The sequence below is a fragment of the Pseudoalteromonas sp. bablab_jr011 genome, from assembly GCF_016464045.1.
GTDB classification, from domain to species: Bacteria; Pseudomonadota; Gammaproteobacteria; order Enterobacterales; family Alteromonadaceae; genus Pseudoalteromonas; species Pseudoalteromonas lipolytica.
Genome location: NZ_JACDWU010000338.1, coordinates 1 through 16242 on the forward strand (window position 1 = coordinate 1; position 16242 = coordinate 16242).

The 16242-nt window shown below is 37.9% G+C and carries 15 protein-coding genes and 1 pseudogene; 5 read left to right on the top strand and 11 right to left on the bottom strand.

All coding sequences use genetic code 11. The features are described from left to right. Positions 1-318: 318 nt before the first annotated feature. The 4 genes from JIG41_RS22585 to JIG41_RS22600 all read left to right on the top strand — a co-directional run bounded on the left by JIG41_RS22585 (position 319) and on the right by JIG41_RS22600 (position 3306). Entirely contained in the window at positions 319-702 is a 384-nt protein-coding gene (locus JIG41_RS22585; RefSeq protein WP_063529045.1) for a hypothetical protein, read from the top strand. A gap of 217 nt (positions 703-919) precedes the next feature. Then, complete coding sequence (locus tag JIG41_RS22590; protein WP_063528117.1) at positions 920-1318, top strand: DUF4236 domain-containing protein; 399 nt, start codon at positions 920-922, stop codon at positions 1316-1318. Between the two features lie 354 nt (positions 1319-1672). Then, positions 1673-2806, top strand: coding sequence for an ImmA/IrrE family metallo-endopeptidase (locus JIG41_RS22595; RefSeq protein ID WP_063529044.1), 1134 nt, complete (start codon positions 1673-1675; stop codon positions 2804-2806). Further along, complete coding sequence (locus tag JIG41_RS22600) at positions 2803-3306, top strand: DUF4411 family protein (RefSeq protein ID WP_118845572.1); 504 nt, start codon at positions 2803-2805, stop codon at positions 3304-3306. The genes JIG41_RS22595 and JIG41_RS22600 overlap by 4 nt, the downstream gene beginning before the upstream one ends. Positions 3307-3779: 473 nt before the next feature. Here JIG41_RS22600 and JIG41_RS22605 read toward each other — a convergent pair whose 3' ends face one another. Next, positions 3780-4079, bottom strand: coding sequence for a hypothetical protein (locus JIG41_RS22605; RefSeq protein ID WP_118845574.1), 300 nt, complete (start codon positions 4077-4079; stop codon positions 3780-3782). 235 nt (positions 4080-4314) lie between these two features. On the opposite strand from JIG41_RS22605, the gene JIG41_RS22610 reads away from it, so the two are divergent. Then, on the top strand, positions 4315-4548 hold the full coding sequence (locus JIG41_RS22610; RefSeq protein ID WP_063530346.1) for a helix-turn-helix domain-containing protein: 234 nt from the start codon (positions 4315-4317) through the stop codon (positions 4546-4548). An 89-nt stretch (positions 4549-4637) separates the two neighbouring features. Here the strand turns inward: JIG41_RS22610 and JIG41_RS22615 are convergent, their stop codons facing one another. The 10 genes and pseudogenes from JIG41_RS22615 to JIG41_RS22660 form a co-directional block, all read right to left on the bottom strand. Further along, positions 4638-5090 (bottom strand): hypothetical protein, encoded by a 453-nt coding sequence (locus JIG41_RS22615; RefSeq protein WP_063530347.1) that lies wholly within the window; start codon positions 5088-5090, stop codon positions 4638-4640. A gap of 246 nt (positions 5091-5336) precedes the next feature. Next, positions 5337-5741, bottom strand: coding sequence for a hypothetical protein (locus JIG41_RS22620; RefSeq protein WP_024592037.1), 405 nt, complete (start codon positions 5739-5741; stop codon positions 5337-5339). Then, positions 5734-7539, bottom strand: a complete 1806-nt coding sequence (locus tag JIG41_RS22625; RefSeq protein WP_199525504.1) for a tyrosine-type recombinase/integrase — start codon at positions 7537-7539, stop codon at positions 5734-5736. Before JIG41_RS22625 ends, JIG41_RS22620 begins: the two co-directional genes overlap by 8 nt. After that, a complete protein-coding gene (locus JIG41_RS22630; protein WP_024592039.1) occupies positions 7536-9188 on the bottom strand; it encodes a phage integrase SAM-like domain-containing protein in 1653 nt (550 codons plus the stop codon). The genes JIG41_RS22625 and JIG41_RS22630 overlap by 4 nt, the downstream gene beginning before the upstream one ends. A 7-nt stretch (positions 9189-9195) precedes the next feature. Beyond that, positions 9196-10161, bottom strand: a complete 966-nt coding sequence (locus JIG41_RS22635) for a site-specific integrase (RefSeq protein ID WP_240452981.1) — start codon at positions 10159-10161, stop codon at positions 9196-9198. Between the two features lie 407 nt (positions 10162-10568). After that, on the bottom strand, positions 10569-12539 hold the full coding sequence (locus JIG41_RS22640; protein ID WP_199525505.1) for an LTA synthase family protein: 1971 nt from the start codon (positions 12537-12539) through the stop codon (positions 10569-10571). Between the two features lie 84 nt (positions 12540-12623). Next, positions 12624-13382, bottom strand: a complete 759-nt coding sequence (locus tag JIG41_RS22645) for a membrane protein (RefSeq protein ID WP_010558013.1) — start codon at positions 13380-13382, stop codon at positions 12624-12626. 27 nt (positions 13383-13409) lie between these two features. Further along, positions 13410-13775 carry a diacylglycerol kinase gene (locus JIG41_RS22650; RefSeq protein WP_010558014.1) on the bottom strand — a complete coding sequence of 122 codons (366 nt, stop codon included), beginning with the start codon at positions 13773-13775 and terminating at the stop codon, positions 13410-13412. Between the two features lie 3 nt (positions 13776-13778). Next, complete coding sequence (locus tag JIG41_RS22655; protein ID WP_016899341.1) at positions 13779-15461, bottom strand: phosphoethanolamine transferase; 1683 nt, start codon at positions 15459-15461, stop codon at positions 13779-13781. 239 nt (positions 15462-15700) lie between these two features. Beyond that, positions 15701-16105, bottom strand: a pseudogene (locus JIG41_RS22660) (DUF3108 domain-containing protein); the annotation flags it as partial. Positions 16106-16242 lie beyond the last annotated feature (137 nt).

Consider the following 16242-nt stretch of genomic DNA (forward strand, 5'->3'; position numbering starts at 1 on the left):
AGCAATCGCATGCGTTTTCGTGCATTTGGTTCTTTTCGAGAAAGCGCTAAAAGTTGTTCAGATATGTTTGGGTTCAATGCTAATCACCAGTGATTTTATATAGCCTATATTAGATCAGATATTTAAGCGGAATGGTATAAGTGATAGGTAAAGAATTTGAAAGGGTAATTGCTACGACCAAGCTAGCCCATATAGGTTTTTAAGATACAAAAAAACCCGCATAAAGCAGGTTTTTTTGTTTTCTTCGTATGTCTACAGGGGGAGGCATAAAGCCAGCATATCCCATAGCTAGTAAGTGAATTGTAAAAGGAGTTGACGATGCCGTCAAGTAATATCAAAAGGTCATTATCTGACTCAAGGTTGAGTACATATGAACAAATTGTTTTTAATGGTACAGCGTTGAGTACAGAGCAAGCATTAAAGCTCTATGCATGGAATGCACAAGTGTCTGCGGCGTTTTTTGCGCCACTTCACCTTTGTGAGGTGGTTTTTAGAAACGCTGTATCTGAAGCCTTGGAGAGAAAATATGGGTTAAATTGGCCTTGGAATACTACATTTGAGCGTAGTTTACCAAACCCTGATAGAGGCTATAGCCCAAGACGTGATCTAATAAATGCCAGAAATGGACAGAACACAACAGGAAAAGTTATTCCCGAATTAAAGTTTGTATTTTGGGAGAAACTGCATAACGAGAAGGTTTGATGATCGTTTATGGACTCCATTCTTGCGTACAGTATTTCCTAATCATGAAGTAACTTTTAGGAAACAACGCTATTGGACATACAAAAACCAGCTAGTGACTCCTTTGATGGAATTAAAACCTTTCTAATATTGGTCATAAATAATGCATAGCAAAACTAAAACAAGCTAATATAGTGTCCTCTGATAAAGATGTTAAGGCACAAAGGAGATTGCGTGCATGGGGTTTCGAAAGAGTATAAAAGTTGGAAAAGGTGTACGGGTTAATATAGGTAAAAAAGGGATTAGTAGTCTTTCCTTGGGAGGTAAAGGTTTAACTCTGAATGCGAGTGAGAAAGGTATTCGTGCTACAGGAAGTATACCCGGTAGTGGAATCTCTCACGCCAAGGTGGTTTATAAACCCGATGGGACTTCTAAGCACGTAAACCTTAAGAGTAGCTTACCACCACAAATTGACACTGATGTACGAAAAGTTAGCTTTTTGCTTGGTATGGGAATTTTTTTCCTGCCGTACATCTTTGCTTGGTATACTCTTCGCAAAGGACACTCCACGATTTCAAGAGTCACAAGTTTCGCTTGGTTGTTTTGGCTTATATATTCAGTTATCCAACAGCCCTAACAAAGCAACGTATGGCGATCTACATTCGTTTCTATTAAAGACTGCTACAAATCAATCAACTACAAGGCTGTCGTGTAGCGATGTTACGACCGTACGTTTAAGACAAATCTCTCCTTAGGCCGTAACTTATTATATGCCCTTCTCCGTGTTTCGGTTTATTGATAAGACACTCCACTAAACCCTCATTCACCATGCATTTTCTAATTATGTGTGCAATTCATTAGGGCATGCTTACTTTAAGAATCTAGCTTTCGCACTATCCGAGGCAATTCCGCTAGCGACTAATATAACAAGTTATGTACAATGCCGCCTATAATATGTATTGTGGTTACAATAAATTAAGTAGTAGAGATCATGGCAACGCAAGCATTAATTAATCCCCAAATTGTAACTTGGGCACGGCAACGAGCCGGCTTAAGCAAGGAGGACTTTGCTCAAAAATTAGGGATTAAAAAGGTTGAACGCGTAGTTGAATGGGAGGCTGGAACATCTAAGCCTACATTTGTTCAAGCCCAGAAAATTGCAAATGCCACTAATATTCCTTTTGGTTATCTATTTTTAGTTAACCCTCCTAAAGAAGAGCTACCTATACCTGATCTCAGAACTATAGGTAACAAGCATCGTAATGAAGTATCAGTTGAAATGAGAGACATCATTAAGCAGGTAATGTATAAACAACAGTGGTACAAAGAGTATTTGCGACAAATTGGCGAAGAGGAATTGCCGTTTGTCGGTCGCTTTACTACAAAAAATACTGTTTATGATGTTGCACAAAACATAAGAGGTGAATTAGGAGTTCCACTGCCTCAAAAAGGCTCTTGGGAAGACTATCAACGTCAACTAATCAACGCTGCTGAAAACTCTCGCATTCTTGTTATGAGAAGTGGCATTGTAGGTAATAACACCAGAAGAAAGCTCGAAGTTAGTGAGTTTCGAGGCTTTGCCATCTCCGACAAATTAGCGCCTGTAATTTTCATCAATAGCTCTGACGCGCCAGCCGCAAGACTTTTTACGCTTATTCATGAGTTAGCTCATCTTTGGATAGGCAGTAGCGGGGTTTCTGATCTTGGCAACGAACATGCTGAAGAAGAAAAGTTCTGCAATGCTGTAGCTGGCGAATTTTTAGTCCCTGAGAAAGAATTCCATGAAATGTGGAATCCTCTAGTTAGCCTACTAAATAATGTTGTAGCAATTAGTTCTAGATTTCACGTTAGTAAACTCGTTGTGGCTAAACGGGCTTTCGACTGTAACGCTATAGACTCCGATACTTATAGGGAATTTTACCAACGTGAAATGAAAGCGTTCAGACGCAAAAAAAGCAGCGGAGGAGACTTTAACATTACTGCGGGTGCCCGTAACAGTGCTTTATTTTCTAGTGCAGTTGTTGCAGAAGCAATGAGTGGGCGGATTCTACTTCGGGATGCAGGGAGCTTATTGGGAATTCAACCTAATAAAATTAAAACGTACGCGAGCAAACTTGCCTTATGAATTACCTGCTAGATGCAAATACATTTATTGAAGCGAAAAATCGGTACTATTCGATGACAATTTGTCCGGGCTATTGGCAGTGGTTATTGCAATCAAACAAGCATTGCGGCGTTTCAAGTATCGAATTCATAAAGAAAGAGCTGATTAACGGTAATGATGAACTCGCGATATGGGCTAAAGAACATCCAGGTTTGTTTGAATCTAATGATGATGAAGCAACCCAACTTGCCTTCGCAAATGTGGTGAATTATGTAATGTCTCTAACCGAGATGAAAGACGGAACACATGAAGAGTTTCTGAGAGGGGCTGACCCTTGGTTAATTGCTAAAGCTATAACAACTGGATCAGTGATAGTTACCCACGAAAAGCTCGACAAAAAAATCAAGAGAAAAATCTTAATCCCAAACATTTGTGAGCACTTCAAAGTATCTTATATCAATACTTTTGAGCTATTAAACAATTTAGAAGCTCAATTTGTTATGCATACATCAACCCCTTAGGCTTTAGAGCCTTATTTACTTTCAAAATGTGTAGCTCGCTAATCATACTTGAAGCGCCTCCACTAACTAATCCAAACCTCATAAGTAATTCATTAGCAATAACGCTAACCTTGTTTCAATAACGTTTAAAACCGGTAATTTCCGGCTTTAAATTTTCCTATCCGTGACATCAGTATTTGGCTTACATTCAAGCGAGTTCTGCACTACTGAATTTGGAGTTTTTAGCCAATATTTTTAGTTTGAGTCGTATAGGTAAAGTGGTGGCGTTGCTATAGCATCTTAATGCGGCGTTAGTCCCTAAAAATTTATGCCGAATTCACTTAACACAGATGACAACCTAAAACGTTTTTCCAATACTGAGGAAACCCAACACATTGGACTAACACTCATAGTAAAATCACTTGTGAAAAGAACGGGTGTAAGAACTGATAACTTTCATCCTTGGGGTGATTTATAATTCATGCACTTTAGCTTCATTTGTATAATGACTTTAATGAGCTATTTTTGTTATCCCAGTAATATAGAAGAAATGGAATTGCACCTCCTTTAATCTCTTCTGCTGAATAGAACTTCTCTGTATTGAAAGCTTTAAAATAAATTCCTTGAGAATAAGCTTTAACTGTTGAGGAAAGAATGAACGCCAAATAGATTAAAACAAGAATTGAGGTAAATATTGTTAATGATGTTGAAATTTGCATCAATGCAAAGGTAATAAGCAATAAAACCATTAGATGGGATAAACTTCTAATTTTATTAATTTTAATTTTGGTCATACATAAAAATCCTTTTTAAGTTCCTTCCTAAATTGTACCTATTAATATTCTATTCCTTGTGAGTCTATCTAGTCAATTTGTAGTATCTATATGAATTGCATTTTTCACATTATATTGTGAATTTTTGGTTCTTTGACTGCGGTTCTAGATTTTTTCACAAAATATTGTGAATTTATTGCCCTATTGATTATATTTCTCTATTATTCACAATTATCTGTGAATTTTGGAGCTAAAAATGGAAATATCTGTTAGTTCAGCTAAGCAATTAGGTAAATTAATATCTGCTGTTAGAAAAAGCCAAGGGTTAGACCAAAAAACAATTGGAGAATTTTCGGGCAATAGTATCAATACGGTAGGTGACTTTGAAAAGGGGAGTGGTTCATTGTCCGTAAATAGGTTATTTGATTTGATGGAGTCACTTGGTATTGAAATGAAAATAGACTTCACAAGCTACCTACGAGTTGCATGATTATGGACATTGCTACAAGCATTGTAGAATCTTATCTCTGGCCTTATAGACTATGTCCATAGGCGTTTTGCAAAATTTACCATTATTAATCAATTTTCGTCCATGCTATTTCGTAAAGTTGATCCATCTAAATCTTTAATTTTTTCATACTGTTTATCAATTTCTTTTATGGTCAAATAATACTTTGGCCAGCGATTATTGCATTTTTGGCACATAATTAGCACAATAGGGTTTTCAGGCGTACTCTTTTCAGGGCTAAATTCAACAAACTCTACAGCATCACAATAAGGATCTCGACGTATTATTTCAACAGCTTTTTCAAGATATTTAGTGTAACTCTTGTATTTTTCATTAACGTTTTCTGGTGTCACTGCTCCATCTAAAATATGTGATACCTTATATAGATACTTTGATGAGTCGAAATATGGGTCAGAGATTTTGTCATGAAAAAATGAATAGCCATCTGCTATTTTCATTTTGTAGTAGTCTATTCCTCGACCTGCCAGCTTAGACACAATTTCATCTTGCTTGTCTTGATCCATTCTTAAGCCAAAGTAGACTGCTTTTACTGATCGATAATCGTATGAATGACACCCATTTAGAGAGGCAACTATTCGTACTTCTTTTTCATATTCCTGTCGGAGGACAATAATTATAAATAGTTCGTTACATGTAACTGTAGCTAACCTTATGTTTTATATAACTTTGTTTAAGGTTACACTTTTGGATGTTTTTAACTATCTCAAAAGTAACCTTAATTTGAAATTATTACCATTAAATTCAGGCAATTAGCTGTATATTAGTTGCGTTACATTGTTATTGTCCGCACGAGCATTGCTCAGAGCCATGTTTTTTCGTATTAACGTAGCATTTTGTGATTGAACTTTAGCGAGCATAGCTTTCAATTCTGCCACCTCAGACCGCAACTCTCGATTGCGGTCTTTGTATTTATTAAGTTCAGTTTGTTTGGCATCACGTTGCTGTCGAATGTCTTTGTTTACACCGCCTTTAATACGCTCTAATAGTTCAGGGCAATCACGGTGAATCAATGCTCGACTTACACCTGCTTCTTCGGCAACGGCAGCGACACTCATTTTACGTTTATGAGAAACAGTATTTGGACGACCTTTTTCGATTCGAACAATGGCAAGTCGAACCGCTTTATGTGTCGCTTTTTCTTTCTGGTTAGACATTTATCACCTCGATATCCTTTCTCTCGTTAATCTCTTGCTTCATAGCTTCAACATCAATACCCAATGCCACTAGAACCTTTTCACAGCGTTCCATGCCTTTTTTTACCGCCGCTCTACCAGCTTCACCAATATCATCCAATTGCATCAGTTTCATTTGCTGCACTAGCATTCCCTCCCAATAAGGCAGGTGTCGCTTATCTACAATGCCGCTTTCACAGCTATCAGGCTTACCACACTTACACTCATCATCATTGGTGCACCACCCAATACCTGTTGAGCGAATTGGTATGGAGCTAGAGTATGCCTTTGCCATAGCACTAAGAGAGCCAAAAGATTTAATTAACTCTTTATCCTCACGGACCTTCATGATGTTTTGAGCTATGTCGCCACCAGTGATAGGCGTGTCTAGTTCAAACCAATCTTGCTTAATTTCTTCTTCAACCAGATATTTCTCTCGAAGCATTTCTTCAAACAATTCAGCATCCAAAGCATCATTAAAGGCATACAAAGTGGTCATGGTAATTGACCAATGTTTAAAGTGATCTTTTAATGCTCTCAAGTCACCTAATTCAGAGTGAACCGCATAATTAGCAAAGGTACGTCTGAATTGGTGCGCTGATAGGTTCCAATTACTCCCTATCTGTTCACATAAGTTTGGCAACCTAGCGTTAGTCATTGCCACCCCTGACAATAGGTAAATTGCGTTTCCTTTTCCCCGGTTTTTCGATAGGCAGATGTGGTTTGATATTTCCTCAAGTCGATGTGCTTCCACATGATCGTTGCTTGCTTTCGCTTTTAGTAAATCACACTCAAGTTGATCTTGAAGTGGAGCGCTCAAACGGCCAAGAATATCAATCGCTTCCGTGGCTATCCTTGGCGCAATCCACTCAGCTAACCCTGTATGTGTTTTCTCAGAGACAGTTTCGATGTGGTAGTAAGTGGTGTCACCTTTCGTTTCAGAGCGATACGCATCACGCTTAATGCCTAATATTTCATGGATACGCATACCCGTTGTGAGTAACAGCCAGAAGATACAGCTATCTCGAAGTAGCAATGTTTCTCTCTTTTTTGACGATTCCAGAATTTCATCAGCTTTATCTAGGTATGATTTAGTGAACTGGCACAGCGGAATTAGCACTTTATTTGGAATAATGGGGGTCTTACCTTTGGTAATGGCTTCCCGATACGCTTCACCAACATACCCTGCTTGCTCATTAGCGGTTGATTGAGGCCAAGGATGCTCTTTGACAAAATCAAACTCTTTGCAGTGGTAATAAAGGTCTTCTAGAATGCGGAATCTATCCACCTTGGTGACTGCTGTCAGTGGTTTAGTCTCGCCTTTTCGTTTTGAGTGCAGGGTATTTACATGCCTAACGTAGGCATTTGAGGTAAAAGCTGTCAGCCCATGTGTAACTGTAGTATCTGAACTTAAAACCCACTGAAAATAACTTTTCAACTTGTCCAATGTTTTCACAAGAGTATTAAGAGCTAACCCCTTTTTGAATTTGCTCCAGATTACCCACTTTGCCATGCGCTTCATTTGAGTATCATCAATCGTAGAAAAAGTAAGGTTTAATGCACTTGCTATAGTTGCTTTCGTACCTTTACTAGCAGGAAACACCCATACATCTTCCTCAAATCGAGATAGCGTTTGGTATTCACCATTGGCGAGTTTAATGTAGGTCACGATACCCGTTAGAGAGCCATCAATGACTTGCTCAAGCGCACTGGTGCTTGGCTTTGGACATTGCTGAATTGCAAACTCAGCTTGTGTGAGTATTAACTCAATTGAACTCATTGCGTCACCTTCAACATATCAAGGTTTTGCCAGTACGGATGTGGATTAGATCTTGCCCGTTCTTTTTCAGTCTCTACACGCTGTAGCTGGCCAAGCTTAGCAAATTCAGGGACAACTTCTTCATCTACGATTCTTAGAACATTTTTTAAATGACGCTTCCAGTCTTTACGACCAAACTCGTCACGGCTTCGAATAATCGCCCAATAAAAACTAAAGAGTTTATACAAATCATCACCTGTAATAACGAAGCTTTTACAGCGGAAGCAGCCTAAAAAGTCATTACAGAACGAGCCATTTTTCGGTGCTTTATCGCCATTCTTAGGGTCTTTACAATGCCCTACAGGGACGCTTGGCTCTGCGCACGTTAGCTCTTTAACTCGTATCTCACCCATTAAGCCCAAGTTGCGCTTTGATTGCTCGGGAGCTTGCAGGTAGTGGTCAAGCGTTCCTGTCCCACTGTGTTTGGCTTGCCGCGCAGCAATTAACAAACTCTCACCACTCAGCTCATAAATACCATTGATGAACGTCTTGCGAAAACGGCTTACATTAAGTTTCATCGTTCGACCATCTTCATCTCTTAAGTCGTACTCTTTGATGAATTTTTTGATGTTATATCTAAGCAGCCTTTCTGCTAGAGAGGAGGCCGTACCTCTCTCGGCACCTATGTGGGCAATTCTAGACTCATAGACAAATAACAAGTCGGAATCGATAGACTTTCTCACTTGGCTATTACGCTCAATGATAGCCTCAATAAGATAAGCCACATCAAGCTTTATTCCTTGCACTACTTCAAGTTCCTGTGATTTTCGTAAATTGTGCAATTGCGTGGAGTTGCCTCTTTTTTTGAATACGGTTAAGAGCTTGCGGCAATCTTTAAGTGGGTGGTCGGTCAATGAGTCGGTAGTCATATTGAGAAGCGGAGATGTGTTGATGCCTGTCTGAATCGCCACAGCTAACAAACACAGTGTTAACTGATAACCTGTTAGTGGTTCGGTCTTTTGATAAATCGGCTTAATTGCTTGTTTTAGCGCAACCACCACCTGCCTTTTTTCATGGGGAGTCAGTGGTTTCTCGCCCTTTGCACGTTTACTTGAATTTGGAAATGGGCTCTTAGGAAAGAAATCACTGTTTAGGTTTATGTCATCAATGACTGACCAATAGCCCTTGTCCCTCATGTGTATCAGCATTGACTTGAGATGAGTGTAGTAACCTTTTAGGGTGTTATACCCTAACTCACAACCTCTAAGGTGCAGTAAATATTGCTCGATCAACTCTGGCGTAATGTCATCTTGTGTTAAGTCCTCACCCGCTGAATACCTAAATAATGTAAGGTATTCAGCGAAATGGAAAAAACCATTTTTAAAATAACCTTTTTGAGTTTCCTCGCTAAGAGCATCGGTATTTTTCAGCAGAGCTTTTGCGGTGTAGTACACTCGATTTGTAATGTCGTCATAACCTTTGCCATAGAAACGAGTAAAATTGACGTTAGAACCATTGCCACCTTTTGAACCGATATTCGGGTAATTCACTACAGGGTTGATTGGTCGGACTATTTCTCGATTTTGAGCAGTGTCAGTTGTTGACTCTACTGCCGATGTTTTCTTTAGCTTGTCTTTGTTAATAGACAGTTTTTTTCTTTGTCTCGCCATATTTCACCTACACAATCGCATCAATCTGTTGTTGATACTCAATCGACAAGTCATCGACCAAATCATTAACCAAATGTAAATATTTCATCGTGGTTGTGATACTTGAATGTCCAAGCCGAGCTTGTAGGTACATCAACGGTTCAAATTTACTGCTTTTATGCTCTAACATTCCTTTCAGCATGTGCGTTGCATAAGTATGCCTTAACATATGCGGTGATACGTGAAAGGGTAATTTAAGCGACTTGAGAGCCTTACCAAAAGCAGAACCTTGAGAAGCCCACCCTTGACCATCAGGCGTTAAAAACAAGCAATTTGACTCCACTTCCGACTCTTGTTGCTTCTGAAAACGAGCCTCATTGACATAACGCCACAAGTCCTCCATCAATCGTGTCGGGATGTGTATTTTGCGCTCTTTCTCACCTTTGGTTCGTGAAATATTGACCTCATAGTAAGCTCTGTTTCCAGTAGGCTTTCTTATTATATTCAAGGGAAACAGCAACAGTTCTTTTCGTCTAATTCCTGTCTGTAGACATAAGCGAACCATCAGCTTTAAGGTTGAATTTTCAATCGCAGATAAAAGATCTCGCACTTCAATTACCGATAAAAATTGAGCTTTTTTCTCAAAGGTTTTCATCATCAAATCAGAGCTGTATTTCTTACCACCATTTCTTTCTGTATGAGCTAAAAACTGCTGGCCTTTATTCACTGAAACGGATTCTAGAGAGTAAGGTAATGACTTAAACCACTTACCGACGCCATAAGAATAGAAACGCACTATCGTTCTTAAATGCTGATTGGTTGAATTTACCGACATGCCAAACTCACCAACACAAAGGTCACGATAAGCACTGACTAACATTTCATCTTCACTGCTTTCTGAAATGTCTCGCCAATCCAAACTGTTCTGCTCACAGAATGTCAGGAATTGAGCTAGGTGATTGCCATACGTCCACCAAGTGTTCTCACTATTCACTCGACCTCGTTTTAAGCACTCATATACCAAGAACTGCAACGCCTCTACACAAAGCATTCCTGATTCAATCCCTAGATCTGAATTATCAACTTCCCACGTTAAGAGGGGAAAGTTAGGGTACTTCACACTTTCAATTTCAAAGTCAGATGTGGATTTAATGCAAAGCATAATCGCCCTAATTCACTGTATATTAACACAGTATAATTGTACGCATTATGCTTTGCTACAAAAATAAACGATTTTTTATGTGGACATTGGTATGTAACACGTTTCTGGACAGAAATGAGTTAGACCCAACGGACGGCTCTGTGCCATTTTCGGTCTTTCGACTGCAATATTACATCTTAAAACTAATTGCGACTACAGATGTTCACCATCTCATTTTTGATTAAACTTATCGTTGAGTATTATTTTCCCTGCTGAGAATACCAATAGTTTTTATACGCCAAACTTCCCCACAATACATGGGCCAATGCAATTTCTGAAGTATCATGATTAACATCTATTGGTGATAGTGTGTTGAGTTCATAATTATATTGAAAGTTCAAAGGTGCTTTACTTGGCTGAAGGATGGTTACTTCATCATTAACCATATAAGCAAAATTCTCTGCATACTGCATCATAGCTCTATTAGAAGCCGTTGGATCTGTTAGGTCTTGACCTAACATTGGTGAAATATTCTCTATACCCATTAATGACAAAAGTGTTGGTGCTAAATCGATTTGACTGACTATTCGTTGATCTAAAGTGGGTCCTTTACCTGAGTTTAGAATCACACCCGGAATGTGGAAATTGTTAATGGGAACAAGATCTTTGCCCATTGCTCTCGCATCATGGTCGGCAACAACGAGGAATATAGTATTTTCCCAATAGTCTTGCGCTTTTGCTTTTGCAATAAATTGTCCTAAGGCATAGTCTGCATATTGTATGGCTTTATGGCGCAGTAATTCTTTGTCATCATATTGTTGTAATTGTTCAGCAGTGTATTGAATTGGTGAAACAATACCGTCAGGTATTTCAAATGGATCATGGTTACTTGACGTAAATATGAAACTAAAAAATGGTTTTCCTTCGTTATGAAGCTTAGTTAATTCAATATCAGCTTGATTAAACAAATCACCATCGCTTGCCCCCCAAGACGCTACAAATTGTGGGTTTTCAATATCATTAAAGTCAACAATGTCAGTAAAGCCGTTTCCTAGAAAGAAGCTTTTCATGTTGTCGAAATGACTTTCTCCACCATAAATGAATTGAGCCTCATAACCATTTTCTTTGAGCAGAGATGCAATAGTAAAGAAGTCCTTTTGCGATTTATCTAACTTAACAACTGCCCTAGAGGGCGTTGGAGTAAAGCCAGTTATAACTGCTTCAATACCTCTAACGGAGCGAGTGCCTGTTGCGTACAATCGTTTAAATGCCCAGCCTTTTTGATTTAATTTATCAATTTCAGGTGTTAGCGGGATTCCACCAAGAGATGATACATATTGGGCACCTAAGCTTTCTTCTAAGATTATTACCAAGTTTTTTGGTTGTCCCTTAAAGCTCGGAGAGCGTTTACTTAAAGTGGGTAAGTTATCGTTTTTGAAGCTGTCTAAAGGTTGTTTTGACTCCTGACGAACTAGCTCAATAACTCGATCATCTTCCATCTTGCCATACAACTTAGCTGCATTTTTTTCATCACCGAATTGATTAAGCGCATAAGCAACACTGTAGGTCGAATTTAATGTAAGTGAATTAACTAGTGGGTCAGTGGAAAAGTACACTAAGGCAGGATTGATTGGTCTGTGGCCTAATGTCCCTCGTGCAGATAAAGCAATTATTACAAAAAGCATCAAACAAGAAACCAGCCTACTTCCGATTGCTGCGTTATCTTCTTTTACTTTGTTAGAGACTACGTGATCAGTAAACTGCCATATTTTTTTAACAGGAAATAGCAATAGAGCAAACACTATCAATATTGTTATCAAATGACCATTCACCAGCATTTTAGACACTTCATCAGGATAAGCTAGATATTCAATAAATAGCCTGTTTGGTCTAAAGCCGTATTCATTGATAAATGCGGGAGTTGCTAATTCAAAAAACAATATGCCCATAAAGCAGATCAGAAACCAAATTCGCAAAACTAATGACCAATATTCTTGAAATCTAGTTTTTGACACCCAAGGGTGCAATAACGCCGGGATGGCGCATAAGTAACCTACGCTACTTAAGTCTATACGAAAGCCATTTGTGATTAGGCTCCATATACTATTTAAGCCATTAAATCTATCTAATTGCCAGATAGCCAACCCTGTTCGTACTAAGGTTAGGAATAGCATGACAGAAACAGAGAATAGTAGGAATGGTCTGATAAAGCTGTAGATAGAAGTAAACATCGCAATTCTTTTTAGTGAATAACACGATGTTTACTGTATTAGGTTAAACTTAAGAATTGCTTAATTAAAACTGATAATTAGACATTAATGTTGTTTTAAAGCAGGTCGTTGAGGTAGAAGTATGATCAAAACTACTATTACAAACAGTAGTGTCGCGGTAGCTGAATATCTACTCAATTCCAAACCACCGTGCGCAACAGGCTTGTCTAAAAAGTCACCAACAACCGCGCCTAAGGGACGAGTCAAAACAAATGCAAGCCAAAATAACATTGTTCTAGATACTTTAGTGAACATATATAGGGTTAATACAATTCCTAAGCCTGTACTGAAAATATATGCAGCTCCAATATAACCCAATCCAGCAGTATCAGCAGTCCAGTCTCCCAGTGCAGTCCCAAGTGTTTGAGAAAACATAATGGTTAACCAGTAAAACGATTCAGCTTTAGGGTTGTCAATAGAAGAAACACTGATACTTCCAATTGTTCTATACCAAATAGCCAATGTAATAATTAAGAGAGTAGCTAATAGAGTTGAACCTCCTAAATACCCAATTCCCAACGATCTATCGGCAAAATCAGCAAGTGTTGTCCCCACTGTCGTTGATGCAATAATAGTGATCCAATAAATAAACGGGCTAAATTTTGTAGATTTTACTTGCATAATAACAGCAGCAATAAAAAAGGACATAAAGATTACAGTTCCAACTAAATAGCCCAAATTCATTGACATTGAAACAGCATCACCACCTGTTTCACCTAACGTAGTCGCGAGTATTTTTATTATCCAAAACCCTATTGTTAATTGAGGTACTTTTATCAGAGCATCGTTAAATTGTTTGTTCATATAAAATTCCTCTATGTGAGTATGTCATTAAAAAAGAACTACCAACCAAATGCATATAGCAATCACTATACTCACTAATACTGCGGCAGACCCTAAATCTTTCGCTAAACCTGACAGTGGGTGTATTTCGAAACCAATACGGTCAACGACTGCCTCTATTGCAGTATTTACTATCTCGGTAAACATAATGAACAGTACCGCAATGATAAGTATGAGTTGCTCTTTCAGTGTAATATTGAACAAGAAAGTTACGGGGATCGACAATATGAGCAACAGTAACTCTTGTCTGAATGCGGCTTCATTCCTTAGGAGCCATTTGAACGCTCTAGTTGAATTTAATGTTGCGAGATAAACTCGATTAAAACCTTTAGGCTTGTTTTCACTATCAAACACGGATTAGTTTACTCCTTGAGAAATTGTTGGTGACTTTGCATTTGCTACGGAAACACCATTAGTACAATGATTAAAAGGGTTGTTTTTAGGTTGATAAACTTTTGACTTTACTTGCATTTCAGCAAGTAAAATATCGAATACGTTGTCATGAGATATAGGCTGTTCACTAATTTTATTTAAACAATCTAACTTGGCTTTGTGATGTAATTTATCCCCCCAATAAATCAATGGCACTTTTGTTTGTTCTTCTGGTGCAAATGCGTAAGGTAAACCATGTAAATACACGCCACTTTCGCCCAAAGATTCACCGTGATCAGAAACATAAATCATTGATGTTTTGATATTGTTCTCATTGCTCAATGCTGCAAGTTCTGTGATGATTTCTGACAAGACTAAATCAGTATAAGCAATAGTGTTGTTGTAGGTATTAACCAGTTCCTCTTGACTACAATTTTGGATATCACTACGTTGACAGTCAGGAGAAAATACTCGTTTATCTTTGGGGTAGCGTCGGTAGTAAGTTGGTCCATGAGAGCCGATCATATGAAGTACTATTAGTGTATTGTCGCTTTTCAATGAATGAAGTTTCTTTCTTAATTCGTCAACCAGAACTTCATCGAAACAGTACTCATCATCACATAATGGATTTTTACTATTAGTAGAAATCTGCTCCGTTTTTACCCTTGAGCAAACGCCTTTGCAGCTACCATTATTATTGCTGATCCAATACACTTCAGCTCCTGCCAAGTGAATTAAATCAACGGCATTTTGTTGTGCTACCGCCACTCTTTTCTCGTAGTTGTTTTTGTTTAACCTTGAAAACATACAAGGTACAGATACCGCGGTTGCTGTTCCACAGGAGGTAACATCTTTAAATGAAACAACGCCTAAGTCTTTAGTTAGGCTATTGGTCTGCTTTTCATAACCATTTAAAGAAAAATTTTGGGATCTTGCTGTTTCACCTAGCACTAAAACAGTAATACTTTTGTTACTATCATCATTTTTAATGGTTGGAGACGTGTCTAACAGGCTGAATTTTAACGGAGGATACAAATAGTTTTTTCGAACATATTTTACTGTTGAATCAATCAAGGCATATGGCGTTAGATAGCCCACTAAATCGCGATTATTTCGGCCAACAGATGCATAGTTTGAATAAAATACTATTGCAATTAGAAATATTACACCGACACTGCCGCTAAGTAATTTTATCCGTGCGAGCAATTCCCCGACAAAAGAACTATAGGTCAATTGAACGTTGGCAATAAGAAGTGAAGGTATTACTCCAAAAAATAGAAAGAACAATATTGCGGAGAAGTTAAAATAAGAAAATGCTTCAGCCGTATCCGTTTCAACTGTATTTTGGATCATGCCATAATCAAAAACTATACCGTATGTCACAGTGCTATAAAAAAGAACAGACGACAATAAAACCAATAAGATGAGTAGTGGTTTTGTTATCCATCGAAAGGATAAAAAGCATTGAACGAAAATAGACAATGCCAATAAAAAAACAGGGACAGACAGTAAGAAAAAAAGATTGTAAGATTCAAGGGCTGTAACCACTGTCGTTATTTTACTTAAAAATGGGAAATTCAAAACTAAAGTGATGTATACGCAGGTATAAATCACTAATTGATTAGTTGTGAGCTTAATTTGGTTTAAAAAATTGATAATTTTGTACACTTAACTTACCTTAGAAAGAATGTAATGCTTTTTCATAAAGACACCTCTTATGAGTATGGCTTTATGGTAATTTTGTTAACTTAAGATTTGCTTAGTTCAAACTGATAAATGGCAAAGTGTTGCTATTTTTTGCTTAGAAAGGCTTTGCTATTATTGAATTACGGTAGTTAGTTTTAGAAGTTAATTAGAAATGTAGTTTTTATCTTTTATTTGTAGGAAGGTTATGCCGATATTGCTTCTTAATGTTTCTCAATAGAACTTATAAGTAGTGTTGCGACTTCTTCTTCCTTGTGTTCTTGTAAAAGCATAATAGGAATATAGTCGTAATCAATTGCCAGCCAAATATGCGTCTTTCTAGTACTATTTTTTCTAATCCTGCTTAACTTGATGCAATTAAGTTCCCCAAGAGGTGTGTCAATAGTAACTCGTCCACCATTCAGGAAGTTAAATTCTTTGAAGCCACTTGTATCATAAACGGTGTAATGCAATTGTTTTACATTAGAAAACCCATCGTTTTTCAGTGCGTCAAGCCTTAACATTTCAAACACAAATAGTGGGTCTAACACGTCATCTTTTAAGGTTTGCTCACTAATATCGCCATTCATTTTAGCTATTAAAGTTTGGTTATTATGATCAAAATGGCCTTGTTGATCAAATGCAACTCTCTAACAAATTCACTTAACTTACTGATATTTAGGCAGACCAAGGGTGTTGATCTTATTTAGCGCCTTCACTTTGATCATCGCTTCAACCAGTTGGCGATTGTAATCACGCGCATTTA

Bases quoted from the DNA above. Each gene is read 5' to 3' on its own strand.
- JIG41_RS22585 (WP_063529045.1), top strand. From the start codon at position 319: ATGCCGTCAAGTAATATCAAAAGGTCATTATCTGACTCAAGGTTGAGT.
- JIG41_RS22590 (WP_063528117.1), top strand. From the start codon at position 920: ATGGGGTTTCGAAAGAGTATAAAAGTTGGAAAAGGTGTACGGGTTAAT.
- JIG41_RS22595 (WP_063529044.1), top strand. From the start codon at position 1,673: ATGGCAACGCAAGCATTAATTAATCCCCAAATTGTAACTTGGGCACGG.
- JIG41_RS22600 (WP_118845572.1), top strand. From the start codon at position 2,803: ATGAATTACCTGCTAGATGCAAATACATTTATTGAAGCGAAAAATCGG.
- JIG41_RS22605 (WP_118845574.1), bottom strand. From the start codon at position 4,079: ATGACCAAAATTAAAATTAATAAAATTAGAAGTTTATCCCATCTAATG.
- JIG41_RS22610 (WP_063530346.1), top strand. From the start codon at position 4,315: ATGGAAATATCTGTTAGTTCAGCTAAGCAATTAGGTAAATTAATATCT.
- JIG41_RS22615 (WP_063530347.1), bottom strand. From the start codon at position 5,090: ATGGATCAAGACAAGCAAGATGAAATTGTGTCTAAGCTGGCAGGTCGA.
- JIG41_RS22620 (WP_024592037.1), bottom strand. From the start codon at position 5,741: ATGTCTAACCAGAAAGAAAAAGCGACACATAAAGCGGTTCGACTTGCC.
- JIG41_RS22625 (WP_199525504.1), bottom strand. From the start codon at position 7,539: ATGAGTTCAATTGAGTTAATACTCACACAAGCTGAGTTTGCAATTCAG.
- JIG41_RS22630 (WP_024592039.1), bottom strand. From the start codon at position 9,188: ATGGCGAGACAAAGAAAAAAACTGTCTATTAACAAAGACAAGCTAAAG.
- JIG41_RS22640 (WP_199525505.1), bottom strand. From the start codon at position 12,539: ATGTTTACTTCTATCTACAGCTTTATCAGACCATTCCTACTATTCTCT.
- JIG41_RS22645 (WP_010558013.1), bottom strand. From the start codon at position 13,382: ATGAACAAACAATTTAACGATGCTCTGATAAAAGTACCTCAATTAACA.